The following is a 23112-nucleotide window of genomic DNA, read 5'->3' as shown; positions in this document are numbered from 1 at the left end:
GGCGAGGGACCTCGACCCACCCGACGGGGACCATAGCCGCACAGGCCACCGCAGCGGAATGGTGTGAGCCGCGTCGCTCTGCCGCTGGCCAGTGTCATATGCCGCGATCCGTACCGCAGTTGGACACCTCGGCGGCCCGACCGGGATGACGAAGCTCACGCCCTGCCCCGGTTTGGGGGGCAGTCCCGCGTGGAGTGGGTCACGTGGCGGACATCACTCGTGCGCCCCCGCGTCCGGGCGGACGACTCCCAGGATCGGCATGGTGCCCGCGCCCGTGATCGTCACCGTCCGTCCGGGGCGCGGCGCGTGGACGATCGTGCCGTGGCCCACGTACATCCCGACATGGCTGGCGTCGTGGAAGTAGATGACCAGGTCACCGGGGCGCATGTCCTCGATGGCCACGTGCTTCAGCCGCTTCCACTGCTCCTGTGAGGTGCGCGGAATGGGGTGTCCGGCGCTCGCCCAGGCCTGTGACGTCAGCCCCGAGCAGTCGAACGTGTCGGGTCCCTCGGCGCCCCAGACGTACGGCTTGCCCAGCTGGGCGGTGGCGAACGCCACGGCCTTCCTGCCTTGCCCGGACGCCGTGCCGCCGAGCTCGTCGAGTATCCCGGTGCCGAGCCACGCGGTCTGCGCCCTGAGCGCGGCCTCCTCCTCCAGCTCGGCCAGCCGCTTCTTCTGCGCCTTCTCCAGCCGGGACTCGAGCTTCTCGGCGGCCGCGATCCGCTTCTTGATCTTCCTTCTGGCGGCGTCCTTGGCCTTGCGGTTGGCCTCCAGCTGCTCCAGCCGGGCGGAGGCGTCCTCGGTGTACTGCTCCAAGTCCTGCTGGGTCCGGGTCAGTTCCGAGAGCAGCCCCCTGGTGGCCCGTTGTCCCTCCATCACGCGCCGCGCGCCGTCCAGGAAGTTCTCCGGGTTGTCGCTCAGCAGCAGATGGGCCTCGGGCGGCAGCCCGCCGGAGCGGTACTGGGCACGGGCCGCGGCCCCCATGCGGTCCTGCAACTCGTCCAGCCGCGCCTGGCCCTTGGCGATCCGCTTGTTCAGTTCGTCGATCTCGGCGGACTGCTTGCGGGACTTCTCCTCGGCCGCGTTGTAGGCGTCGGTGGCGACGGCCGCGTCGTGGTAGAGCTCGTCGAGCTTGACGCGGACGGCCTCAAGGTCCTTGTCAGGAGGGGGAGTCGGCGAGGCCGTGGAGGCGCTGGGCGAGGGTGACGGGGGCAGTTGTGCCGCCGTGCCGGGCCTCGACGCGGGCGCCGCTATCGAGCCCGAGTTCGCGAACGCCACGCCCGGTACCGCCAGCACCGTCACCGCACAGACCACGGTCACCGCCGCCGCGAGGACGCCGCGCCTGCCCGGAAGCAGGCTCCGCTTGCCCGGTCCCATACCCCTACCCCCAAAGCTGATACAACGTCACGGAACGCGCAAATCCCCCAGAGGGATCGTGTCATGACGACGCGTGCGACAACAGAGGCGGCTGATGCCTGACTGCCCCTCTTCTCCTCCCCGCATGACGATCCCTCCGCCTGTGTGACGAACGACTCACGGTGATCGTTCCCCGCCTCGCTCCACGAACGGGTGATCTGCGGGAGAGGCAGGCCGGGGCCGATACGCGGCGGCGGCCCGGCGTCAGTACCGGGGCGTCAACGCCCCCCACGCCACCGTCACTTCCCCCTGCCGCCATCGCGCCGACGAGTCCGTCACCGGCCAGTCGGCGGTGAGGTCCCGTACCGTCCGGATCCAGCGCTGACGGGCGCCGTAGGAGGCGTAGGGCGCGGCGGCGGCCCAGGCGCGGTCGAAGTCGCGGAGGAAGGCGTGTACCGGCTCGCCCGGGACGTTGCGGTGGATGAGCGCCTTGGGCAGGCGTTCGGCCAGGTCGGACGGGCGCTCCAGCGAGCCGAGCCGGGTGGCGAAGGTGACCGTCCGCGGCCCCTCCGGGCCGAGCGCCACCCACACGTGCCGGCGCCCGATCTCGTCGCAGGTCCCCTCGACCAGCAGCCCGCCGCGGGAGTGCGGCCCCACCGGGGCGAGCCGCGCGCGCAGCCGCTCCCACACGGCGGCGACCTCGGCCTCGTCGTACTGGCGCAGGACGTTGGCGGCCCGGATGAGCAGCGGCCGCCCGGCGACGGGTATCTCGAAGCCGCCGTGCCGGAATTCGAGCCCGTCGCGCTCGTAGGGCTTCGCCGCGGCGACCCGGTCCGGTTCGATCTCGACGCCGACCACGCGCGCGCGGGGCGCGACGGTGCGGAGCCGGCCGAGGAGTTCGACGGCCGTCCAGGGCGCGGCGCCGTAGCCGAGGTCGATGGCCACGGGGTCGCCGGCGCGACGCAGTTCGGCGCCGTGCGTGGCCGCGATCCAGCGGTCCATACGGCGCAGACGGTTCGGATTCGTGGTCCCGCGCGTCACCGTTCCCACGATGGGGGTGCCCCCGCCCGAGCGAAGCCGAGAGTGGGAGCGAAGCCGAGAGTGGGGAAGAGCGGCTGCGCGGGCTGTCATGGTTACGAGGGTAAGGGGGCGAAGCGGACGCGCGGGGCGCGCCGGTGCGGGCAGACCCGTGCCGAACGGTTGAGCGATCACGGGTAATGATTGAGTAAATGCCCATGATCAGGAAATGGAGCTGCTTCCTCCACTGTTGCACCCCCGTGGAGGGCACCCCACATCCTCCGTCCGGCAGGCCCGCAGCGAGGAGGAACGCCACGTGAGCCAGTACGTGAGCAGGCTCGGGCGTCGCTCCCCGGCCTCGCCTGCGCGTCTCAGGCTGCACCGCAGGCCGCGCCGTGTCGCCATGCTCTCCGTGCACACCTCGCCGCTCCACCAGCCCGGCACCGGCGACGCCGGCGGCATGAACGTCTACATCGTGGAGCTCGCGCAGCGCCTCGCCGCGATCAACATCGAGGTCGAGATCTTCACCCGCTCGACCGCCGGGGCCCTGCCGCCGACCGTCGAACTGGCCCCCGGCGTCCTCGTCCGGCACGTCGACGCCGGTCCCTACGAGGGCCTCGCCAAGGAGGACCTCCCGGCCCAGCTGTGCGCCTTCACGCACGGCGTGATGCAGGCCTGGGCCGGCCACCGCCCCGGCCACTACGACCTGGTCCACTCCCACTACTGGCTCTCCGGCCACGTCGGCTGGCTCGCCGCCCAGCGCTGGGGCGTCCCCCTGGTGCACGCCATGCACACCATGGCCAAGGTCAAGAACGCCAGCCTGGCCGTCGGCGACACCCCCGAGCCCGCCGCCCGCGTCATCGGCGAGACCCAGATCGTCGCCGCCGCCGACCGCCTCGTCGCGAACACCGCCGAGGAGGCCGACGAGCTGGTACGGCACTACGCCGCCGACCCCGCCAAGGTCGCCGTCGTCCACCCCGGCGTGAACCTCGACCGCTTCCGCCCCGGCGACGGCCGCGCCGCCGCCCGCGCCCGCCTCGGCCTCCCGCAGGACGCCCTCATCCCGCTCTTCGCGGGCCGCATACAGCCCCTCAAGGCGCCCGACGTGCTGCTCCGCGCCGTGGCCGTCCTCCTCGACGAGCGCCCCGAGCTGCGCTCGAACATCCTCGTCCCCATCGTCGGCGGCCCCAGCGGCAGCGGCCTCGCCAAGCCCGAGGGGCTCCAGAAGCTCGCCGCCCGGCTCGGCATCGCGGACGTCGTACGGTTCTGCCCGCCCGTCGGCCAGGACCGGCTCGCCGACTGGTTCCGGGCCGCGTCCGTGCTGGTCATGCCGTCGTACAGCGAGTCCTTCGGCCTGGTCGCCATAGAGGCGCAGGCGGCCGGCACGCCCGTGCTCGCCGCCTCGGTCGGCGGCCTTCCGGTGGCCGTACGGGACGGCGAGACCGGCTTCCTGGTCCCCGGCCACGAACCCGCGGACTACGCGCGCGTACTGCGCCGTTTCGCGGACGCCGACGGCGGAGCGGCCCTGACGGCGCGCATGGGCGTGGCCGCCGCCGCGCACGCGCAGTCGTTCGGCTGGGACGCCTCGGCCGCGGCCACCGCCGACGTGTACACGGCCGCGACCCAGTCCCACCGCCGTCGCGTACGCTCCCCCCATGGGTGATGCCATGAGTGCGGCGCAGCAGGCCGCCGCGCAGGTCGTCGAGGACGCGCTCAAGGACGCCGAGCTGGAGTGGGAGAGCCCGCGGCCCGGTACGTACGTGGCGAAGCTGCCCGGCACCCGCAAGCTGTCGACGACCGTCTCGCTGATCGTCGGCCGCCACTCCCTCTCGCTCAACGCCTTCGTGATCCGTCACCCCGACGAGAACGAGGCGGGCGTCCACCGCTGGCTGCTGGAGCGCAACCTCAAGCTGTACGGCGTCAGTTACGCCGTCGACCCGCTCGGCGACATCTACGTCACCGGCCGCCTGTCCCTCGCCTCCGTCACCGCCGACGAGATCGACCGCGTGCTCGGCCAGGTCCTGGAGGCGGCGGACGGCGCCTTCAACACGCTGCTGGAGCTGGGCTTCGCGAGCGCGATCCGCAAGGAGTACGCGTGGCGCGTCTCCCGGGGTGAGCCGACGCGGAACCTCGACGCGTTCGCGCATCTGACGCGGGGCGTGGGGGACTGACGTACGCCCTGCCGGTGCGCCGGGTCGGTCTCGCGTCTCAGGCGGTACGGACCTCGGGTTCGGCCGTGGCATCCGCTTCCGCGTGAGCAGGAGAGGGGGCTGCGGGCCGTACGGCAGGAAGCCGGCGCATCAGCCCCCAGTACCCCGCCGCGGCCACCGTCCCGACGACCGCGCACATCCCCCACAGCCACACCGCGCCGAACCGGTCGATGACGACGCCGGACACCAGCGGGGCGACCAGCGCGGCGACGGACCAGGAGAGCGTGTACACGCCCTGGTAGCGGCCGCGCCCGTGGACGGGGGAGAGGCGCACGACGAGGTGGGTCTGCGTCGGCGCGTTGACCATCTCCGCGAGCGTCCACACGCACACCGTCAGCGCGAACGTCCCGGCCGACCCGGCGAAGGCGGTGAGCCCGAAGCCGTACCCGGCGAGGAGGGACGACAGGACGAGCAGCAGCCGCGGGTCGCGGTGCTCGATGAAGCGCGTGAGCGGGATCTGGAGGGCGACGATGATCACGCCGTTGACGGCGATGGCGGTGCCGTAGTCGGCGGGCGCGAACCCGGCGGTCCCCATCGCGACCGGCAGACCGACCGCACCCTGCTGGAAGACGAGCGCGACCAGGAAGGACAGTCCGACGACGGCCATGTACCGGCGGTCGCGCAGCACGGTGCCGAGGCCGATGTCCTTCGTCTCCGACGCGGCTTCCTGAGCGGTCCGCACCGGCCGTGACTCGGGCAGCTTGACGAAGACGACGAGGGCGCAGGCCGCGGTCATGCCGGCCTCGATGAGGAAGCCGGCGCGGTAGCTGACCTCCGCGATGAAGCCCGCGCCGATGGAGGAGACGGCGAAGCCGAGGTTGATCGCCCAGTAGTTGAGGGAGAAGGCGCGGACCCGGTCCTCGGGCCGGACGAGGTCGGCGATCATCGCCTGTACGGCCGGCCGGGAGGCGTTGGACGCCATGCCGACGAGGAAGGCGACGGCCGCGATGGCGACGGGGTGGCTCACGAACCCGAGCAGCGCCACGGCGACGGCGGTGGCCGACTGCGCGATGAGCAGCGTGGGCCGCCGCCCGAGCCGGTCGGCCATGACGCCCCCGCCGAGGGAGGAGGCGACCCCGCCGAGCCCGTGCAGCGAGGCGACGAGACCGGCGTACGACGCGCTGTACCCGCGGTCCAGGGTCAAGTAGAGCGCCATGAACGTGGCGACGAAGCCGCCGAGCCGGTTGACGAGGGTGCTGGTCCACAGCCACCAGAACTCGCGGGGCAACCCGCTCACGGCTTCCCGGGCGGCGCGTCTCACGGCGACGATGGGCATGCTTCCCCCAGATCAGGCAATTGTGTAAGCGGCTCAAGCGCTAAGCGCAACTTACGCGGGCTGGGGGTCGCCGGGCTACTCGATTAACAGAACCGGTCAAGGGTCGGGCTGGGGGCGGGCGCGTAGACGCGCTTCTGCTTCGGCGAGCCGGGCACTCCGTTGGCCGTCCGAAGCGGTGGATTACGCTCTGAGGCATGGCCGACGCACCGTACAAGCTGATCCTCCTCCGCCACGGCGAGAGCGAGTGGAACGCGAAGAACCTGTTCACCGGCTGGGTGGACGTCAACCTCACCGAGAAGGGCGAGAAGGAGGCGGTCCGCGGCGGTGAGCTGCTGAAGGACGCCGGCCTGCTCCCCGACGTGGTCCACACCTCCCTCCAGAAGCGCGCGATCCGCACGGCGCAGCTCGCGCTGGAGTCCGCCGACCGCCACTGGATCCCGGTGCACCGCTCCTGGCGCCTGAACGAGCGCCACTACGGCGCCCTCCAGGGCAAGGACAAGGCGCAGACCCTCGCCGAGTTCGGCGAGGAGCAGTTCATGCTGTGGCGCCGCTCGTACGACACCCCGCCCCCGCCGCTGCCGGACGACGCCGAGTTCTCCCAGGCCGACGACGCGCGCTACGCCTCCATCCCGCCGGAGCTGCGCCCGCGCACGGAGTGCCTGAAGGACGTCGTCGACCGCATGCTGCCGTACTGGTACGACGGCATCGTCCCGGACCTCCTCGACGGCCACACCGTCCTGGTCGCCGCCCACGGCAACAGCCTGCGCGCCCTGGTCAAGCACCTGGACGGCATCTCCGACGAGGACATCGCGGGCCTCAACATCCCCACGGGCATCCCGCTCTGCTACGAACTCGACGCCGACTTCAAGCCGGTCACCCCCGGCGGCAAGTACCTCGACCCGGAGGCGGCCGCGGCGGCGATCGAGGCGGTCAAGAACCAGGGCAAGAAGAAGTAACGCTGAAGGATTAAGGCCTCTACCTGCGCACTCGTCGCAGGTAGAGGCCTTGTCGCTGTGATGGGCCGCCTCTTGGGCCGTCAGGTGCGGGACGGCCCCCGACCGACCGTGTCGAAGACGGCGGCCACGGCCTTGCTCCGGCTCAGCTTGAGTTGCTGGACCACGTGGAGCGTGTCCGACGCGACACCCCAACCCTCCTCACCCGCTTCGGCATTCCCGTGCCGGGGGGTCGCCGTACCGTCGCCGTCACGGATGCGGGCGCGTGAGCGGACCATTCGGGAGATCGGCCGAGTGGGAGCATGCTGCTGCTATGTCGTTCAGCCCGCCATGGGCGCTCCGCTAGGTGCGCTGCCGTGACACAACATAGCGTTCGCCTCCAGTGACCTGATCATTCTGCCTGCCGTCGTCGCGCACTCAGGAGAGACCGTGCCTGTCACGGCATGGTCATCACCGCTGTTACCGGCGCTCCAAGCTTGAGCGCATGGCGTCGATCAGGCTGTATCTGGCCTCTCGGTAGGCTGCCCGTGCCGCTGTGCATTCAGCATCTGCTCGGGTGTAACCACTGATGACGCTGTCTCGATAGCCCGCCAGCTCGTGTGCAGCCTTGAGGGCGAGTCGGACAACGATCATCGGGGATGTGAGCTCGAGTTGGTGCTGCTTGGCGTACACGCCATGCCTCCCGATCACGGTCCGTACCGACTCCGCCCGCTCGGCGGCTGAAGGACCCGGATCACGACTGACCTGGGTGATGTCATCGTGTGCCTGGGTCAGTGCCTCTACGTACAGCGCGTAGGAGGTTCGCATGGCATCTCTGTCCCGCTCGGACAACTCACGCCCCCAACGGACACGGTCTACCGTCAGCGTGCTTACAACGCCGATGACCGCACCAAACGCGGTTGCCACAATCGCCGTCCATTGCATGACCAGCAGCGTAGGCAGGGCTCAGCTACCACGCTGTGGTTTCCGAGTAGTGCCTGCTTTCACAGAGTCCGCCCTTTTAGAGCGCGGCCGACGTGACTGACGCCGGGACGCTTCCTGAGTAGCCGATCCACGCGGCTCACGGGGCACGGATCACAAGACGTAACCGAGCGCGGCGCCCAGCAGTGCGCCGACGATCGGCGACGAGGCTGACGAGTATCTGCTCCACTGCTCCACCTGCCTAGAGGAACGCGAAACGTGTTGCTGCACACCAGAGTTGGGTGAGGTTGCTCGTCAGGGCGTGCGGAGGTCCGGTTCCGGCTGTGCGCCGGCAGACGCTTGCGGCGCCAGAGACTCAGCCCCGTCAGCCGACGTACGACCTGAGCGGCGTCCAGGACGCGGCTGCCGGGATTTGGTGAGCACCACGTCGTGCGGCACGTCGTCGCCCACCAGCAAGACGTACTCATCTGCCATGGCGCTCCCCACTTGCAAGCGCCTTTGGAGCCTCAGCTGCCAGTCCATGTTCCGTAGACGCCCAGCTCCTCTGCCAGGTCACGCAGTTCTTGAGACGGTGCCTGGCTCATGGTGAGCAGGTCTGCGGTGAGCTGTTTCACCATCGGCAGGGATCGCAGCAGATCGGCCGACAACTCCTGCGCCCTCAGCAGTGCTGCGACCGCGTCGTAGGTCTGCCGCCGTTGGGCATGGGCTCTGGCCACATCGACCTGGAATCGTGTCTGCCGTTCCGCGGACAGTCCCGACGCGTCAACGGCCTGCGCAGCCCGCAGAGCGACTCCGGCGTCACCCAGATCGACGGCGACGGACACCTCGTGCAAGTCGACGTTGGTCGGTCCGAACTCGGTGTTGTAGTCGTTACGTCCCTCGCCGACCTGTGCGGCCGCCGTGCGAGCCTCGCGAAGGTGGTCGTACGCCTCATCAGCCTTGTTCAACCGGGCGGCAGCGATCGCCCGTTGCAATGTCAGAGCTCCATGCAGTGCTACCGCCTCGACCTGCCCGGAGTCCGCCAGAGGCCGCAGCGCCTCAGCCGTGCTCCCCGACACCTGAGCCGCCTGCTCGAAGTGGCGTGCGCCGAGGAAGACCAGCGACAGCCGGAACTCACCGGCCGCCATCAGCAGTGGGTCATTCGCGCGTTCGGCAGCGACCACCGCGCGGTCGGCGGCGACCCAGGCCGAGTCGAGCTCCCCCATGTTCGCGAGGGCGCTGCTGCACGTGTGGTACGTGGCCGCCAGCAGCCGGAACAGCTCGGGTCGGTCGGGCCCAGGAACCGATCGTGTGGCTGCCTCCAGCCGAGGAATCAGCCCTTCGAGCAACTCCGCCAAGTCCGCGTAGTCGCCCTGATGGGTAAGCGACCACGCGCGGTCGACCTCACTACGGAGCCCCGGCACATCGGGGGAAGCGTCCTGCGGACCGAGTACCGCCTTGAGCGAGTGCGCGGCGCTGAGTACCAACCGCAGTCGGCTCGCACCCGGCGGTTCGCCCTGGGCCGCCGACGCAACGAGAGGTGCCTCGGCCGCCAACTCGGCGATCGGCATGCTCAGGACGTCGGCGACCTTCTCCAGCACGGTCATCCGGTCGATACGCCGTACGCCCCGCTCCACTTGGGACACCCATGCTTCCGAGCGTTCCAGCAGGCCGGCGAACTCCTTCTGCGAGAGCCCCCGGCGCTTGCGGTTGAAGGCGATCTTCCGGCCGAGTGCCTTCTGGTACTCAGTGCTCAAGGCTCACCCCCTTGCCGGACACGAAGCCCAAGCGGTCGACCTCCGTGGCAGCGAGGTACTGCTCCCTGTCGGAAAGAAAGGCACAAACATAGTCCTTGGACTCGTGCTCTTCGAAGGCCACTTCGTCCCGGTAGAGCTCGTAGAACACGCGCTCCAGCGGACGGCCGTCAACGCGGTGCACGGCGTAGACCACCGTCCCGGGTTCGTTCGCGTGGATCTGCTCGCCAGTCCGGGCCACCAGCTCGTCGAACGCGGCTGCGGCTGTTTCGTCCTTGCACGTGAAACGTACAAACAGTCCGAACACGAGGGTCCTCTCTCCGTGGACATCCAGGCCAGCACCAGAGCACACGACGCACGCTATGACGTCTCGCACTCGTACCAAAAGTACGGACTCGCACTCCGGGTGTGCGCATATTCGGTACGGTGCCAGTACTAAAAGTACGGCCCTGGGGGGCGCGTGTCAGCCGTCTGTTGCGGCTGATATCGAGAATCACAGGTCACGGCCATGGAGGACGCCATGCCCGCACACCGACGTACTTTTCCGGGGGATCCCAGAGAGCTTCGTACAGCGCGCGACTGGATCCACGCCGCGCTGGACGGTCACCCCCACTCCGAAGATGCCGCGCTGATCGTGACCGAACTCGGCACCAACGCACTCAGGCACACGGTCAGTGGTGACCACGCCGGCGCCTTCCACATCGCCCTCATCGTCTCTGACCTAGCCATCACGATCGCGGTGACGGACTCCGGACGCACGAAGACCGCTCCCGAGGTCCAACATCCACCCCTCAACGCCACCCATGGACGCGGCCTCGCCATGGTCACTGCCCTCGCTGACAGCGTCACGGTTCACGGCGACGACTCCGGCCGCACCGTAACCGCCGAACTTCGGGTCCAGGTAAACCGCCGGGAGTCGACATCGTGTGCTTGAACGCCGAGCAAGACGCCCACCAGGTGGACGATACCCAGGCTCAGAACACTGGTTACAACGACGTTGGATGGAGGGACACGTCGGGTCTGACCACGGACGAGTGCCGGCCACGCCGCGGCTATTGGTGCGAATGCTGGACGGAAGATCTCACCGAGGGGGAGTGGCCGAGGCTGCGTGCGTCTTTCGATGCCTACTCGGCGCCCCAGGCGGACCGCTGGGTGGCGGTCACGCTCAGCACGATCTCCCCAGCCCTCGATTCCGACGCCTCGAACGAGGCATGGGCCTGGCTGTACAACGGCCGCATCGAGACCAGACGCGCGCTCCTGCGCTCTGAGACCTGCACGGTCTCCGTGACCCATGCCGGCACGCGCATCACTTGGACGATCCGCGCGGCGCTCTTCCTGCCACTGGCTCATCGGCAGGGTTCGGAACTCCCTGCGTGCGCATACGATTTCAAGCCGCGGGCGCGGCGTCGGGCTGAGTTACGACTCTCTTCACGGAATCAAGACGCCTCGATCCGGTCATAGCGGGTGGCCCGGCCCCCCAGCCGGGCCTGCCCTTGCCCCTCAGAGGGTCACCACCAGCACCTGAGAGCTGGTCAGTTGGTGGGTGGCGGTCTCCGCGTAGACCTTGAGGTACCTGGGGGCCGCGCCGGGGATCACCTTGAAGGAGAAGGCGTTACCCAGAATGACGTCGGGGGCGACGAAGCACGGCTACTGCGGCGTGGGGCCGCAGTTGCCCAGGCGGTAGTTGTGCGTGATCGTGTCCGTCGGGGCCTTGGGGTCCCAGGTGACCGTGACGGTCTGGGTGGTCGTGTCGTACGTGTAGGTAAGCCCCGTAGGGGCGGGGGCCGCCTCGGCCGGCGCCTGAGCGACACCGGTGGCCGCGGGGCGCGGTGACTCGGCCACCGCCGGGGCCGGTGCCATGCCCAGTGCCAGAGCGGCCCCCACCCCCAGACTCATCGTGCCGATGTGGAACGTGCGCACCATGGACCCCATAAGACCCTCCCCGGTCGAGTATCACGGTTCGAGTGCCAGCGGAGGCTAGGGGCTTTCGTTCGGATCACCGAGCGGACCAGAGGAAGATGCCCGCGACATGGAGTCCGGCCAGGTAGATCGTGGCTGTCTTCTCGTAGCGGGTGGCGATGCCGCGCCATTGCTTGAGGCGGTTGGTTGGGTAGGCCGCGCGACGAGATGCTTGCCATGTGCAAGCCCTTTTTCCCGCGGCCCCCCTCCGAACCCGCCGTACGAGTTTCCCCGTAACGGGCTCTCCAGTGACCTATTTCGTGACGCTGCTGGTTGGCTTTCCTGAGTGGATCGTGTCATGGCAACCGATGCAGACAACCAGAGTCTTGCGCCGTTTCTTCACCTGTGCCCCTTCGCCCTGCGAGCGGCTTTCCCGCTCTCCTTGGTAGTTCGTTACTCCTACGACTACTACGGGCACTCCGTCACCTTAGGGTTCGCACCCCGTAGGCGATCCCACGTTCGTACTTGTCGTACGTCATAGCGTGACGTAGGCGCCCCACTCATCTCCTTCAATGTCCTCACTGGACATCGCCCCATGTCTCGGAAGGTGTGTCGGCCATGCATCAAAGCCGTCACAGGACATGGCATCGGTTTCAGTAGCCTTTCCGATGGATGCGAACTTTCATCGACTGGAGATTGGGGTTCAGGCAATCCAGCTTTCGCCTTATCACGCGGGCCCCTCAGCGCACCGTCCCTGGCAACTGAGCCCGGTCGCTGATTCTCTGGCATGCTCTGGTCCCCATCACCTTTCGGATCCAGGTGAGCCATCAGGCCCAGGAATATCCCTCCAATTCCTCCCGGCTGAGCCGGGGATACAACAAGGCGCCTCGTGGCGCACATGCACCGTTCGACGGTGTTGCGCTGCTTGTAAATCTCACGGTCGAAGGCGGGCGGCCTGCCGCCCTGGCTGCCTCGACGCAGCCTGTGGCCGCGCTGGTCCGCCGGGACGGGAATCACTGCGCGGATGCCGCGTCTGCGCAGGTGGTCACGGATCGCGCGGGAGGAATCCGCCTTGTCGGCCAAGACCACGTCCGGCCTGGTGCGGGGCCGACCGCGGCGACGGGGAACGCGCAGACGGGAAATGGCGTCTGAGAATGCCGGAGCATCGCCGGCCTGCCCGGCGGTGAGAACGAGTGCCAACGGACGGCAGCGACCGTCCGCGGCGAGGTGGATCTTCGTGGTCAGTCCGCCACGGGACCGGCCGACGGCATGGTCGGCCGGCTCGTCGCCGGCCGGGGCCCCATTTTGCGGGCCCCGGCCGCGTGCTGGTGGGCACGCACGATCGTGGAATCCACCGAGACCGCCCAGTCGAGGTCCTCGTCGGCGTCGGCCTGAGCCATCAGCGCGGTGAAAACCCGCTCCCAGGTGCTGTCGACGGCCCACATCCGCAGCCGGTTATAGACACCTCGCCAGTTGCCGTACCGCTCCGGCAGATGGACCTACTGCGTTCCGGTCTGGAACTTGAAGGCGATTGCATCGATCACCTGACGATGGTCCCGCCACCGACCACCACGTTTCGGCGTCCGGTCCGGGAGCAACGGCTCGATCCGCGCCCACTGCGCATCTGTTAGCGGCACACCCGGACCAAAGACCGACCAATCCAAACGAAACTGCCTAGGGGCGCTGCTTCAAGCGGTCGACGATCGCCCAGTCCGCCATGTGCGACAGCTGGATGTACGTCTTCTTCCCGGAACGCGAAGTCCGCTCGGCGCGGAAGCCCAGGAATTCATACGACTCTGGGTCGAAGATGAGGTATTTGCCCTTCTCGGACGCGCGCTTAGGGTAGGAGATCCCCACCCCGGTGCGCCCGGCGGAGTCTTTCATCCCCGGGGTCGCCTTGACCCCGGGCACCAGGGCCAGCGCCTCGTACGCAGCGGGGCGCAGTCCCTCGGGCAGCACCGGCCACTTCAGGAGCTCGCCGAGCATGAAGTAGGCCTCGTACCAGTCCCACGCGGTGAAGGCGTCGATCGACTTGTCGGACGTGCCGACGCCGATGATGCCCTGGATGAGCTTCTCCGGGTCGGTGGGCAGCTTCTTCAGCTTGCTCCACTCCCGAGGCGGCCACACGCCCTCGTTCTTCCCCATGGGCTCCTCCCAGATCACCCGGCCGAGCTCCATGGTCAAAGATCGCTTGGAGCCGTCCACCGAGTCCCAGTTCACGTCCACATAGGTCTTGACCGCGCCGGTCTTCCGCTCCGTCTCCTTGATGATCCGCTTCGAGTAGATGAACTGGTCGTCGCGCGGCGCCACGGGCTTCTCGTGCTTACTCGCCCGCGCTGCCGCTCCGTTCAGCACCGTCACGGCGGCGGCGTTGCGCATCTGCGGAGCGTTCGTGCCCGCGCGGTCGGTGCGGCCGCCCTCGTCGGCGCCGTCCTCGGTGATCAGTACCGCCGCGCCCGTAACCGCCATAGTGACCACGGCGGCTGTCGCGAGGCGCAGCGCGTGGCGGCGGCTGGGTGCGGCATCGGGGTGTCGCTCCGTGCGCGTAATCGTGTTGAGCAGTCGGTGGCGGGCCTGCGCTCGGGCCGGTTCGGTGAGCGGGGACGCGTCCGCGTTCCAGTCCCGCAGGAGTTCGAGTTCGTCAGTCATGACCGGATACCTCTCGCAGTGTCGTCGGATCGGACCCGCCCAACGCTTCGCGTAGCTTGCTGCGAGCCCTATGCAGCCGTGATCTGACCGTGCCGATAGGGACACCGAGGGCCTGGGCCACCTCCTCGTAGCCGAGACCGCCCCACGCCACCAGCAGCAGCACGTCCCGGTGCCGCGCGGGCAGTGCGGCCAGTGCCGCCGCCAGCTCGCGGCGCACGGCCTGTGCCCCTACCCGGGCCGCAGCCCTGTCGGCCAGCGGCTCCCTCGAGGTTGGCGGGAGCCGGGATGCGGGCCAGGGCCTTGAACCGGCGGGCCTCGGCCCGACGGTGCCGGCTGACCAGGTTGGTCGCTATGCCGAGCAGCCAGGGCCGGGCGTCGTCGCCCGTGGCCCGCGCGGGGTCGTACCGGTGCCGCTGCTGGAAAGCAGTGGTGAAGGTCTCCGCCATGAGGTCGTCGGCCGGTTCGCCGCCGAGCCTACGGGCCAGATAGCGGTGTACCGCATCCGCGTGCCGGTCGAAGAGCACGGCGAACTCCTCGGGTTCATCCCGGGACCGCGCAATTACCGAGGCATCTCTCTCCGCCCCCGTGCGGATGCCTGGCTCGACGGTCATCGGGGCTCCTCTCGTCGTGGGGAAAGCTTCGAAGGCTTGGGCTTTCATCTCTCCTTCGCCCGTCGCCCCCGGCGAGTTCCCTCGGGGCCCCTGGCTGCTGATCCCTAAGACACGTTCAACGAGAAGCCGTCTGCCGTGAACGGTCAGCCGGGCATTACGGTGGGACACGAAGACCTCCGTGCGGTGCAGTCCTAGACAGCTCCACCACACCGGAGGTCTTCGCCATGATCAAGCCCAGCGAGTGTCAACAACGCTCGTGATCAATCGTGGGCGGCCGGACCGAGCGAGCCGCACACGGGTTGCGCGGGAGATGCCCGTCATCCACGGCTGCACTCAGGGCGGCACGAACGTTGGAGTAGATCATTGGAGCGTACGAGCCCTGGACGCCGTTCTGCTGGAGCTGCCGCACCCAGTCACGGATGTGAGCAGGCTGGAAGGAGCCGAGCGGACGTGAGCCCAGGTAGGGGAAGGCGTGCAGCCGGAGCTGCGATTCCATCGAAGCCTGAGTGTTCGGGTCCGGTGCGTGAGTCACCCAGTTCTCGGCGTACTGCTGGAAGGTGATCCGGGCCGCTCGCGGGTCGATGTACTGCCCGCGCGTCATATCCGCCTCGATGTGCGCCAGCCACTGCTCAGCGAGCCGCTTCTGCCGGTCAGGGAAGCTCTTCGACTTCTCGGTCCCGTCCGGGCCGACATAGCGGGCGCGGTAGCGCATCCCCGTGCCGTAGCGCTCGGTCTTGACCTTGCGGGACTTGCCGTCCGGGCCGGTCTCGGTCCTGTACCAGCGGTCTTTTCTCGCCGCAGGTCATCGCACTGTCGGTCACCGACGACGGAGGCACCGGCGCAACTCCCAAGGTCGAGCGCCAGGACCAGGAGGCCGAGCACGGCCGAGGCCTGGGCATGGTCAGCGCGATCGCCCACCGGATCGTGGTCCACAACAGCGACGGCGGCCACACGGTCACCGCGGAACCCTTCACGGCCACCCGCCCGGGAGGCCACCGATGCTGACGGACAAGCCACAGCGCGGCTACTGGTGCGAGTGCTGGACCGAAGACCTCACTGAGCTTCTTCAGCGTTGCCGCTCCAGCGTGAGGATGGCCTTGGCGATTGACGTCATGCGGTTGGGGCTGCACCGGGACCTGCGGAAGATCCGCCAGGACTTCAGCCTCGCGACGCCGCGTTCGACGGACGCTCGCGCTGCGGCCAGTGCCTGGTTGCGGGACTTTTCGGTGGGGGTGAGTTCCTGCAGGGGCCTGCGTTTGATGCCGGTGGTCAGCCATGGGCCGGCGCCCTGGTAGGCGAGATCGGCCAGGATGGGAACGCCTTGGCGTTCGCAGATCCGGATGATCCGGTGGGTGCGGGCGGCAGTCAGGTCATGGGTGCGGCCCGGCAGGGCGGGCGAGAGCCACAGCAACTGGCCGCCGGGGTCGGTGACGACCTGCACGTTCACGCCGTGGCGCCGGTGTTTGTGGGAGTAGTCGGCCCGGCCGTCGCCGACCCGGTCGCACTCGGCGAGGGTGCCGTCAAGCAGGACGAACTCGGGTTCGTGCTCGCGCAGCGTCTTCAGGAGGCCTGGTGCACGTTCGGCGAGCAGGTCGATGACCGCGCTGGTGTAGGCGTGGGCGGTGGACTCGCTGATCCCGAACCCGGCGGCGATCTTCGCAAGAGTGGTGTGCTCGCGCAGGTACACCAGTGCCACCATCGCGCGCTGGGACGGACGAAGCTTGCAGCGCCGGTCGCCCTCACGGGTGATGATCAGCATGGTGACCCACTCCACGAGTGCATGCGGCAGGTCGAGTGCGGCAGCATGGATGACCAACGAGGCCCCCGAGCAACGTGATTGAGACGTCAGACATCTCGATCAACAGCCCGGGGGCCTCGCTCGTTGCGCTACACGGCCCATCACCCGATCGGTGGCCAACTCGAAGAGGCTCACTGAGGGGAAGCGGCCGGTACTCCGGGCATCCTTCGACGCATACTCGGCACCGCAGGCGGACCGATGGGTCGCGGTCGCACTCCGCACCATCTCACCGGCACTCGACCCCAACGCTTCCGACGAGGCATGGGACTGGCTCTACAGCGGCCGCATCGAGACCAGGAGAGCCCTCCTACACACCCAGCCCTGCACGGTGTCAGTCACCCAGGCCAGCACCCGCATCACCTGGACGATCCGACCAGTGCTCTTCCTGCCACTCACCCACCGACAGGGCATCGAACTCCCAGCGTGCACACAGGAATTCACGCCCCACGCGTCCGACTGAGTTACAACTTTCTCTACGGGGTCAAGGCGGCTCGCTCCGCTCACCGCGCGCGGCCCGGCCCCCCGGCCGGGCCTGCGCTCCTGTCTCCGCCCCGCTCCAGCCCGGCCGGCGCCCGTGCCGCGCACTGAGCAATGAGCCGCTGACGTCAGAGAAGGGGTACGTCGCGGCTGGGGCGGTTAGCTCCACGGCTTTACGCAGCCACTTTGGCGCGAGCCTCGAAGATCATGGCCCCAACGTCGTGCTTTACCGGGCAGGTCCACAGATTGCCCGACGCGCCGCAAGCTTACGAGGCCATGAGCACTCGCGCCAAAGCAGCTCCGCCGACCCAGGCGGCACCCTCAGACGAAGATGGCCATGGGCAAAATCTGTACCGCTGGGTGATGGACGACTGGGTCATTGGATTCCGTAGAAAACCCCGGAATGCTTGTCACTGAGCTCGCAAAATTATCCTCCCCCATCTTGCCCATTACGGTTCGGCGAGTCAGGTTGATGGATTCGCCCTCGCGAAGCACTCGGGTAACCTTTCCGAGGACGATAAAATCGCCCGAGCTGAGCTTTTCGGCGACAGTGCTGTCGTAGTATTCGGAAGCGACTGTCAGGACAGCTTTCACGCCCGCCGAGGTTTCGAGAACGACATCATGGATCGGGGACGATTCCAGCTCCTCTTTCATTTTTTTGAGAATTCTGAATTCGATGCTTTGGTCAAACTGGTTAAACTGCTCAACGATCTCGGCAAGCGGGTGTGGCTCCGCCTGCGCGGCCTGCTCGCGGGTCTGAGGGTTGCCTGAGCGGCGGTTCGCTGAGCGTTGAGTTCGAGCCCCTGCGACACCCTGGGACATCTCCTCCATGTAAGCCATGATCTGGCTCATCATTGCGAGCGTTTCCTCAAGCGGATTCCCGCTGTAACGACCCGACAGCTTTACGAATTCTCCGGGCTTCACGCCCGCAAGCTCCTCGCGAGTTTCCAGGAGTTTTATCGCACCATCCTCTTGCAGGAATCCATACAAACCGTTAAATAGACTTGCGGCAGTGTGGTGTCGTGCGACCCGAGTCTCTGCGGTCTCTCCGGTGTGCCCTCCAATTTCGGCGTTCAATGACGCTTCAAGCCCAAGGAGGGCCCCCAATGAAGGTAGCTTCATCTTTCCGGAGCCGCCGACCTTATTGTCCCTGCTCTTCTCTCTTTGGAGAGTCTCTTCGCTGGTGACGTATACGCCGCCTTCCAAATAGGCAAGAAAACTGACCATCATCTGGACGTCGAGGTAGAGAGGGTGGGCTAGTTGATAGTCGGCCATCCCATAGGGATAGCATGCGCCCGGTGCTCAATGGAATGAGTTCCCGAAAATCGTTCGTCCCGACTGGGGATCCGATAAGGGCCTCGCTGTCGGCACGCGGCGTACGAGCCCATGACATGGCGCGGAGCAGGCATGACTCTTAGCGCTTCCGTTGGCGCGGCTTGCTCTGGTCGACGACATGGCAGCGTGGCTGAGGCTGGTAGGGGTGCGTCGAGGCACACGCGTGCGTGGTCGGTCGGCGCACCCGCCATCGTGGCTGGCTGGCTGTCGTCGGCTGAGGCTCAGAGACCCCGGGCCCAGCTCTGCCAAGGGACGTTCGAGGCGAAGGGGCCGTGCCATTCGCGTTGCCAGATCCGGCGGGGAACCACGGGGAACAGCGGGAACTTGCCCTGGTGCGACCAGGACTCCAATGCCACTCCGCCGCAGGTCGGCGCAGCATCCACCGCCGAGAAACCCGAGCTTTCCAAGCTGAGGGGTCCGCCATTGTCGCGGGCCGGCCGTCGCGGGTTGCTCTGGCCGACGACAAACCTGGATAGCGTGGCTGAGGCCGGTGGGGTGCGGCGAGGCACACGCGCGCCTGGTTGGACGACGGATCCGCCATCGTGGCTGACTGTCGTCGGCTGAGGTTCAGACCTCCAGGGCTCAGCTTCCGCCCAGGATTCTTCGGAGCGAGCGGCTCGTGCCATTCGCGAGCCAGATCGTGCGAGGAACCACGGGGAACAGCGGGGACTGGCCACGGGTACAACGACGGCTCCGGACTGCCTCGCCGTAGGTCACTCGACCTCACGTGCGAGTTGGGCACCGAGGTTGCGGCCCACCACTGTCAACTTGAGCCTTCCTGCGCTCCACCCGCTGGCGTCTCAGGTGGCGACGCCGGATCATCCGCGTTTTCCTCGGCTGGTGTCTGCGGAGATAGTGGCGGAGCGACACCAAAGGCTGATCGGATTTTCGTTCCAACTCCGGCAGCTGTCGCATTACCAGCTTCGGAAACTATTGGGGTAACAAACTTAACGAGAAAAAGTCCCCCAATATAGGCTCCAAGTAGCGCTGGAATATTACCACCACCCCATGTGACCCCAATACCGATTGCGGAGGCTTGTTCCGCAGCATTTCTCAAGGGCACCCATACCGAGGGCGGGGAGTTGAAGCTCGGCACCAAGGCTTCGCTGCTATACAGCAGGCCAACGAGTTGGCGCTCACGGTCTGACGAAAGGCTGCCGTGCAGGTCTGAAGTCAGCGAGATGAAGAAGTCGATCGCTTCGCTCGTGCTCTTAAACACACGAACTCTATTCTGAACAGAGGTGGCCGATTCCCTAGGGACCGGGAGACGGCCAGCTGCGGTCCTCGCATGTTGAATCTTCTTCGCTTCTGCATGCGATAGGCGACCATCCGAGCCGCTTATCTCTAGGACGCCTGAGAAATGATCGCCAAAGCTAGGGAAATCAACGTCGACACGTAGTGTCACAGATCGGCGAGGCACAACGAGTCCTCGCCAACCCAGAACAGCCCCGGCTCGCCGTAAAGCCTCCCGATCGGATACACCACGAGCGGGTCCGGGCGCTGCACGAGGGGCCGCCTCTCGTTCCGCTCGGCTAGACCCCCCGAAGAACGGTTCGGACATGCATCCCCCTTGACACAGCGCAGAGCTGCGCTGCCCATCAGTAGCGCCCTGTTGCTAGGGGGACATCATGCCCATTCATCTCTGGCGCCACCCAGGTACCAGCAGTGCTGACCGCACGCGGACATGTCAGGTGTCGGAGCCCGGTGTGATGCACAAGAGTTGGTTGTTGTCTCACTCGACGCCGAGGACGCGCGCGCCGCTCGGCGGGTGAAGGCGTGCGTGCACTTCGGAGCGGCACTCGACAGCGCTCCGCTCACCGTCGCACCAGATCGAGCAGGGAACAGCGGGGAACCACGGTGAAGGCAAGTGGCACCGACAAGGCTCCGTTCGAGGCGTTCACCCAGGTCAGAGCAGGAGCCAGCCCCAAATGCACGCAGCTTCCCAAGCTGAGGGTCTGTGGCAGCCGAGAGGTCGAACATGCCCTGTCATCAGCCAGTAGCCTTTGGCTGTCAGCCGTGGTGCACCTGGAGGCTTCGTGGAAGCTACTGCTCTCACCAGTCCCGACCGACTGTGGTCGGCGCAGCAGGTCTTGATGCGCCCGAGCCCCGTTCCAGCCGTGGCGGGGGTCTACGGGTGGCACTTCAAGCAGGCACCCCACCAGGACCTGGACGTCGGACGTCTGCTCTACGTCGGTATAGCCCCGCGATACATGGCGAACAAGACCAGCACGCAGAACCTGCGGAAGCGCGTGCGGTACCACTACCGAGGCAACGCGGCCGGATCGACGCTGCGGCTCACACTCGGCTGCCTGCTCGGGCTTGAACTTCGCCGCGTGGGCAGCGGCAAGCGCATGACCTTCGGCAAGGCCGGGGAAGCCACCCTCAGTCAGTGGATGGCAGAGAACGCGCGAGTGTGCTGGATCGAGCATGGCGAGCCGTGGGCGCTGGAGTCGGAGCTCATCTCTCAACTCGACCTGCCGCTGAACCTGGACCAGAACCGCCACAACGCATTCCACGGCCGCCTCAAGGGCCTGAGGGCCGAAGCCCGCCAGCGGGCACGGGAGTTGCCCATCAGCGCGTAGGCCGGCGGGTTGACATCTCCAGCTGACATCAACGGCGGCGAACGATGGCGCACCGAAGCGGCCGCAGCCGGATCGACTAGCCACCACCGAGCCCCATTTGGGCACGCCGCTCCGCAGGGTGATCGAACTCCTAAAGCGGGGGTCAGCGCGGCTTGAACCTCAGTACGCAGGTAGGCATCTCACCGGGTAGTGGTTTGCCTTATGCGCAGAGGGACACGCTGTCGCTCGCGCTTCAGCTGGGCCAGGAGCGACGCTGCGGTTTCGTCCGTGATCGGCCACTGGTTGTCGTCCCACTCGGGCTCGAAGTAGGGCTCAAGGGCCGCTAGTTGCTGGCGCATCTCGTGCATGGCCTCTGCCAGTCGCTCGAACCCTCGGATGGCGAGTTGTGCATTGAAGTCGTCTGCCCGTTGCCGATCGGGACCCAGTTCACCTGGGTCGACGTGCCGCGGGTAGTGCCGGGCAAAGTCTGCTGCCTTGGTAGCAGAAATGGCTCGATCGAAGGCCTCACGACGTGCGGTCTGCCAGGACTGGCGACGAGTTCCCCAGGGATTGAGGAAGGCCCCGACCGCCACGCCGGCGAGCGCGAATGTTGGCGCGATCCAAGGTATGAGCCCGGCCAATTGGTCCCCCCGATAGTCCGAGTGCCGCAGGTGAGGGTAGCCCAGGAGCCCCTTTCTGGGCCGCCTCTGGACCGTCCGAGGGCGCTCGACAGTGGTCAAAGACGACCAACGACGACCACCAGGCGCACGAGCCCACCGCGCCTGACCAGCAAAAACCCAGCTCACCAAGATCCCCGACAAGAACCAGGGCAAGAAGTAAGCCGTACTGAGCCAGCCCCCTGCCTGCGGGTTTCGCCGCCGACAGGGGGCTGGCTGCTGCACTTGGGCCGTCGGCTGCTCAGGCCTGCATGGTGTCGGGAAGACGTACACCGTAATGCCCGGGCCCGACGGGCAGATGTGCGCCCACTCGACCGGTTTGCCGTTGACAGGCTTGTCGCGGAGCGCACAGACGGTCATCGGCGGGTCTCCCGGATGAGCCGGACCAGACCGCGGCCGGTGGCGCACTGGGTGAAGTCGTAGACGCACTGCTCGCACGACTGGGTGTGCAGGTGCAGCTTCTCCATGGCTCGCGGCAGGACGCACGGTCGGCAGCCGCGAGGGAACCACTGGATCACATGGCCGCACCACCTCAGACGGCGGGGACCGAGGTCGATGGCGGTGGCCCCGGTGAGGGCGATGCCGTCCCACACGCAGGTCATGCCGCGGACTTGCTGCTGGGACAGGCCGTTGATCGCGGGGAGCGGCAGAAGCTTGCGTACGTCCACATCGTCGGTGGGTGCCGTCGAGGCGGCCGCGGGCTGCGTGGTCTCGGGCATCTCGGCTCCAACTGGTCGCGTCCCCGGGGCCGTGCCTCGACCGCCAAGGCATTTACGTGTGGCGATCGTCCTCTGCGCGACCAGGACGTAGGAACCTCGCCCAACTTCCACTTCAGGACGTCCTGTAGGGGGTAGAACGTCCCTACCGCGCTTGGACGGACGGGGAGGAGTCGTGATGCCGAACGAGCGCCTGCGAGCAGTTATGGCCGCCGGGGGCTGGACCCACGAGACGCTGGCACGGAAGGTCGGCATCGATCCGAAGAGCGTGGAGCGGTGGGTGAACAAGGACCGGGTGCCGCGGCAGGTGACCGCCCTGCGCGCGGCCGAGCTGCTCGGCGAGGACGTCCACGTCCTGTGGCCGGCGCTGTGGCAGCCGCGGAAGGCCCGTGCCATCAGCCCCGAGCTGGTCGCCCTCTACCCGCACCGCGCCGACCTGCCCGTAGCTGCCTACGCCGAGCTGTTCGCGCAGGCACGCGAGCGGCTCGACATCCTTGTGTACGCCGGGCTGTTCCTGCACGAGGGCTACCCGCGGCTCAACGCGCTGCTCGAGGAGCGAGCGGCCGCCGGGTGCGCGATCCGTATCGCGGTCGGGGACGCCGACAGTGCGGCTGTACGGCAGCGCGGCGGGGAAGAGCGGTTCGGGCATGGCATTGAGTCACGGTGCCGCCTCGCATTGATGCACTACCGGTCGCTGCTCACCGTCCCGGGCATCGAGGTCCGTACGCACGCGACGACGCTGTACAACTCGATCTACCGAGCGGACGACCAAATGCTCGTGAACGGACACGTGTTGGGTGTGAACGCCTATGGGACGCCGGTATGGCACCTGCGGCGTGCGGAGGACGGCGGCATGTTCGACACCTATGCCGCCAGCATTGATGCCGTGTGGAACACGGCCCGACCAGTGGAGAAATAGGCAC

Annotated in this window: 21 protein-coding genes and 5 pseudogenes; 9 read left to right on the top strand and 17 right to left on the bottom strand. The window is 67.5% G+C overall.

All coding sequences use genetic code 11. The features are described 5' to 3' along the window. Window positions 1–213: 213 nt before the first annotated feature. Window positions 214–1377, bottom strand: coding sequence for an NlpC/P60 family protein (locus QFZ74_RS14460; RefSeq protein WP_373462384.1), 1164 nt, complete (start codon window positions 1375–1377; stop codon window positions 214–216). Window positions 1378–1620: 243 nt separating this feature from the next. Next, a complete protein-coding gene (locus QFZ74_RS14455) occupies window positions 1621–2406 on the bottom strand; it encodes a class I SAM-dependent methyltransferase (RefSeq protein WP_307621229.1) in 786 nt (261 codons plus the stop codon). A 283-nt stretch (window positions 2407–2689) separates the two neighbouring features. On the opposite strand from QFZ74_RS14455, the gene mshA reads away from it, so the two are divergent. Together mshA and QFZ74_RS14445 are read left to right on the top strand one after the other, a co-directional pair. Further along, window positions 2690–4036 (top strand): D-inositol-3-phosphate glycosyltransferase, encoded by a 1347-nt coding sequence (gene mshA / locus QFZ74_RS14450; protein WP_307621228.1) that lies wholly within the window; start codon window positions 2690–2692, stop codon window positions 4034–4036. Further along, entirely contained in the window at window positions 4029–4544 is a 516-nt protein-coding gene (locus QFZ74_RS14445; protein WP_307621227.1) for a YbjN domain-containing protein, read from the top strand. The genes mshA and QFZ74_RS14445 overlap by 8 nt, the downstream gene beginning before the upstream one ends. 37 nt (window positions 4545–4581) lie before the next feature. Here QFZ74_RS14445 and QFZ74_RS14440 read toward each other — a convergent pair whose 3' ends face one another. Continuing rightward, window positions 4582–5859 (bottom strand): MFS transporter, encoded by a 1278-nt coding sequence (locus QFZ74_RS14440; protein ID WP_307621226.1) that lies wholly within the window; start codon window positions 5857–5859, stop codon window positions 4582–4584. Between the two features lie 194 nt (window positions 5860–6053). Here QFZ74_RS14440 and QFZ74_RS14435 point away from each other — a divergent pair, with 194 nt between their 5' ends. Next, window positions 6054–6815 carry a phosphoglyceromutase gene (locus QFZ74_RS14435; protein WP_307621225.1) on the top strand — a complete coding sequence of 254 codons (762 nt, stop codon included), beginning with the start codon at window positions 6054–6056 and terminating at the stop codon, window positions 6813–6815. Window positions 6816–7271: 456 nt separating this feature from the next. Here QFZ74_RS14435 and QFZ74_RS14430 read toward each other — a convergent pair whose 3' ends face one another. The 4 genes and pseudogenes from QFZ74_RS14430 to QFZ74_RS14415 form a co-directional block, all read right to left on the bottom strand. Next, window positions 7272–7736, bottom strand: a complete 465-nt coding sequence (locus QFZ74_RS14430) for a hypothetical protein (protein ID WP_307621224.1) — start codon at window positions 7734–7736, stop codon at window positions 7272–7274. A gap of 329 nt (window positions 7737–8065) precedes the next feature. After that, window positions 8066–8207: pseudogene (locus QFZ74_RS14425) on the bottom strand (ribosomal protein L7/L12); the annotation flags it as partial. A 32-nt stretch (window positions 8208–8239) separates the two neighbouring features. After that, complete coding sequence (locus QFZ74_RS14420) at window positions 8240–9469, bottom strand: helix-turn-helix domain-containing protein (protein WP_307621223.1); 1230 nt, start codon at window positions 9467–9469, stop codon at window positions 8240–8242. Continuing rightward, complete coding sequence (locus QFZ74_RS14415; RefSeq protein WP_307621222.1) at window positions 9459–9773, bottom strand: putative quinol monooxygenase; 315 nt, start codon at window positions 9771–9773, stop codon at window positions 9459–9461. Before QFZ74_RS14415 ends, QFZ74_RS14420 begins: the two co-directional genes overlap by 11 nt. A 201-nt stretch (window positions 9774–9974) precedes the next feature. Between QFZ74_RS14415 and QFZ74_RS14410 the strand changes: the two genes are divergently transcribed. After that, window positions 9975–10400 carry an ATP-binding protein gene (locus tag QFZ74_RS14410; protein WP_307621221.1) on the top strand — a complete coding sequence of 142 codons (426 nt, stop codon included), beginning with the start codon at window positions 9975–9977 and terminating at the stop codon, window positions 10398–10400. An 86-nt stretch (window positions 10401–10486) separates the two neighbouring features. Next, window positions 10487–10927: a hypothetical protein gene (locus QFZ74_RS14405; protein WP_307624151.1), complete on the top strand. Its 441-nt coding sequence runs from the start codon at window positions 10487–10489 to the stop codon at window positions 10925–10927. Window positions 10928–11113: 186 nt separating this feature from the next. Here the strand turns inward: QFZ74_RS14405 and QFZ74_RS14400 are convergent, their stop codons facing one another. From QFZ74_RS14400 to QFZ74_RS14375, 5 genes and pseudogenes are all read right to left on the bottom strand, one after another. Beyond that, a complete protein-coding gene (locus QFZ74_RS14400; protein WP_307621220.1) occupies window positions 11114–11398 on the bottom strand; it encodes a hypothetical protein in 285 nt (94 codons plus the stop codon). Window positions 11399–12262: 864 nt separating this feature from the next. Beyond that, window positions 12263–13002: pseudogene (locus tag QFZ74_RS14390) on the bottom strand (IS5 family transposase); the annotation flags it as partial. A gap of 37 nt (window positions 13003–13039) precedes the next feature. Beyond that, on the bottom strand, window positions 13040–14014 hold the full coding sequence (locus tag QFZ74_RS14385; RefSeq protein WP_307621219.1) for a CU044_5270 family protein: 975 nt from the start codon (window positions 14012–14014) through the stop codon (window positions 13040–13042). Continuing rightward, window positions 14007–14625 (bottom strand): annotated as a pseudogene (locus QFZ74_RS14380) (RNA polymerase sigma factor). The gene QFZ74_RS14385 and the pseudogene QFZ74_RS14380 overlap by 8 nt, the downstream one beginning before the upstream one ends. A gap of 250 nt (window positions 14626–14875) precedes the next feature. After that, window positions 14876–15415 (bottom strand): annotated as a pseudogene (locus QFZ74_RS14375) (site-specific integrase); the annotation flags it as partial. 2 nt (window positions 15416–15417) lie between these two features. Between QFZ74_RS14375 and QFZ74_RS14370 the strand changes: the two are divergent. Beyond that, a pseudogene (locus tag QFZ74_RS14370) lies at window positions 15418–15630 on the top strand (ATP-binding protein); the annotation flags it as partial. Window positions 15631–15691: 61 nt separating this feature from the next. On the opposite strand, the gene QFZ74_RS14365 reads toward QFZ74_RS14370, so the two are convergent. Next, window positions 15692–16441, bottom strand: coding sequence for a transposase family protein (locus QFZ74_RS14365; protein ID WP_307621218.1), 750 nt, complete (start codon window positions 16439–16441; stop codon window positions 15692–15694). 94 nt (window positions 16442–16535) lie between these two features. Here QFZ74_RS14365 and QFZ74_RS14360 point away from each other — a divergent pair, with 94 nt between their 5' ends. Beyond that, window positions 16536–16883 (top strand): hypothetical protein, encoded by a 348-nt coding sequence (locus tag QFZ74_RS14360; RefSeq protein ID WP_307621217.1) that lies wholly within the window; start codon window positions 16536–16538, stop codon window positions 16881–16883. A 338-nt stretch (window positions 16884–17221) separates the two neighbouring features. On the opposite strand, the gene QFZ74_RS14355 is transcribed toward QFZ74_RS14360, so the two are convergent. Together QFZ74_RS14355 and QFZ74_RS14350 are read right to left on the bottom strand one after the other, a co-directional pair. Then, a complete protein-coding gene (locus tag QFZ74_RS14355) occupies window positions 17222–18175 on the bottom strand; it encodes a hypothetical protein (protein WP_307621216.1) in 954 nt (317 codons plus the stop codon). Window positions 18176–18998: 823 nt separating this feature from the next. After that, window positions 18999–19454: a hypothetical protein gene (locus tag QFZ74_RS14350; RefSeq protein WP_307621215.1), complete on the bottom strand. Its 456-nt coding sequence runs from the start codon at window positions 19452–19454 to the stop codon at window positions 18999–19001. 817 nt (window positions 19455–20271) lie between these two features. On the opposite strand from QFZ74_RS14350, the gene QFZ74_RS14345 reads away from it, so the two are divergent. Then, window positions 20272–20817: a GIY-YIG nuclease family protein gene (locus tag QFZ74_RS14345; protein WP_307621214.1), complete on the top strand. Its 546-nt coding sequence runs from the start codon at window positions 20272–20274 to the stop codon at window positions 20815–20817. Window positions 20818–20996: 179 nt separating this feature from the next. On the opposite strand, the gene QFZ74_RS14340 is transcribed toward QFZ74_RS14345, so the two are convergent. Further along, on the bottom strand, window positions 20997–21437 hold the full coding sequence (locus QFZ74_RS14340; protein WP_307621213.1) for a hypothetical protein: 441 nt from the start codon (window positions 21435–21437) through the stop codon (window positions 20997–20999). Window positions 21438–21829: 392 nt separating this feature from the next. Beyond that, the gene (locus QFZ74_RS14335; protein ID WP_307621212.1) at window positions 21830–22192 is read right to left on the bottom strand and encodes a hypothetical protein; all 363 of its coding nucleotides are present in this window, start codon (window positions 22190–22192) and stop codon (window positions 21830–21832) included. Between the two features lie 175 nt (window positions 22193–22367). Here QFZ74_RS14335 and QFZ74_RS14330 point away from each other — a divergent pair, with 175 nt between their 5' ends. Next, window positions 22368–23108, top strand: a complete 741-nt coding sequence (locus QFZ74_RS14330) for a helix-turn-helix domain-containing protein (protein WP_307621211.1) — start codon at window positions 22368–22370, stop codon at window positions 23106–23108. The last annotated feature ends 4 nt before the right edge of the window (window positions 23109–23112 follow it).

The sequence above is a fragment of the Streptomyces sp. V3I7 genome, from assembly GCF_030817495.1.
GTDB lineage: Bacteria > Actinomycetota > Actinomycetes > Streptomycetales > Streptomycetaceae > Streptomyces.
This window is presented reverse-complemented; position numbering and strand designations above follow the sequence as displayed.

What these genes read in the sequence shown, in the direction of transcription:
- QFZ74_RS14435 (WP_307621225.1), top strand. Translation starts at nt 6,054, where the DNA reads ATGGCCGACGCACCGTACAAGCTGATCCTCCTCCGCCACGGCGAGAGC.
- QFZ74_RS14335 (WP_307621212.1), bottom strand. Translation starts at nt 22,192, where the DNA reads ATGCCCGAGACCACGCAGCCCGCGGCCGCCTCGACGGCACCCACCGAC.
- QFZ74_RS14440 (WP_307621226.1), bottom strand. Translation starts at nt 5,859, where the DNA reads ATGCCCATCGTCGCCGTGAGACGCGCCGCCCGGGAAGCCGTGAGCGGG.
- QFZ74_RS14400 (WP_307621220.1), bottom strand. Translation starts at nt 11,398, where the DNA reads ATGGGGTCCATGGTGCGCACGTTCCACATCGGCACGATGAGTCTGGGG.
- QFZ74_RS14410 (WP_307621221.1), top strand. Translation starts at nt 9,975, where the DNA reads ATGGAGGACGCCATGCCCGCACACCGACGTACTTTTCCGGGGGATCCC.
- QFZ74_RS14330 (WP_307621211.1), top strand. Translation starts at nt 22,368, where the DNA reads ATGCCGAACGAGCGCCTGCGAGCAGTTATGGCCGCCGGGGGCTGGACC.
- QFZ74_RS14445 (WP_307621227.1), top strand. Translation starts at nt 4,029, where the DNA reads ATGGGTGATGCCATGAGTGCGGCGCAGCAGGCCGCCGCGCAGGTCGTC.
- QFZ74_RS14460 (WP_373462384.1), bottom strand. Translation starts at nt 1,377, where the DNA reads ATGGGACCGGGCAAGCGGAGCCTGCTTCCGGGCAGGCGCGGCGTCCTC.
- QFZ74_RS14385 (WP_307621219.1), bottom strand. Translation starts at nt 14,014, where the DNA reads ATGACTGACGAACTCGAACTCCTGCGGGACTGGAACGCGGACGCGTCC.
- QFZ74_RS14430 (WP_307621224.1), bottom strand. Translation starts at nt 7,736, where the DNA reads ATGCAATGGACGGCGATTGTGGCAACCGCGTTTGGTGCGGTCATCGGC.
- QFZ74_RS14355 (WP_307621216.1), bottom strand. Translation starts at nt 18,175, where the DNA reads ATGGCCGACTATCAACTAGCCCACCCTCTCTACCTCGACGTCCAGATG.